The sequence below is a fragment of the Ochrobactrum sp. AP1BH01-1 genome, from assembly GCF_018066705.1.
Taxonomy (GTDB): Bacteria; Pseudomonadota; Alphaproteobacteria; order Rhizobiales; family Rhizobiaceae; genus Brucella.
The window spans coordinates 1-354 of record NZ_JAGPOU010000013.1 but is presented as its reverse complement, the minus strand read 5'-3'; the positions used below and the strand labels follow the sequence as shown (position 1 = coordinate 354).

Sequence of the window (354 nt, the reverse complement as noted above, 5' to 3'; positions counted from 1 at the left end):
TTGTCGATGGTGTGCCTTATGCGGCGGTCGCCAATGGCGACGGCACGTGGACGGCGCAGGTTCCGGGCAGTGCTCTGGCCGGTGCGACGACGCCGACGGTGACGGCGGAGGCAGTGTTCGCGGATGCAGCCGGCAATGATGCTGCGCCGGTGACGGGCACGCAGACCTATACTGTCGATACGGATATTCCTGCTTCGCTCACCGCTGATCTTGAGAATGACACGGGCACGCCTGGCGATGGCATCACCAATGACGGCACGGTTGTGGTCGGCGGGCTTGAGGCCGGGGCGAGCTGGGAATACAGCACCGACGGCGGTGCGACCTGGCAGGCGGGGAGCGGTACGAGCTTTGAGC

The 354-nt window shown here is 65.8% G+C and carries 1 protein-coding gene; it reads left to right on the top strand.

Translation table 11 applies throughout. From position 1 onward, the window contains the following. A partial coding sequence (locus tag J9800_RS21970; protein ID WP_502710102.1) for a hypothetical protein occupies window positions 1-354 on the top strand: 354 nt, incomplete at both ends.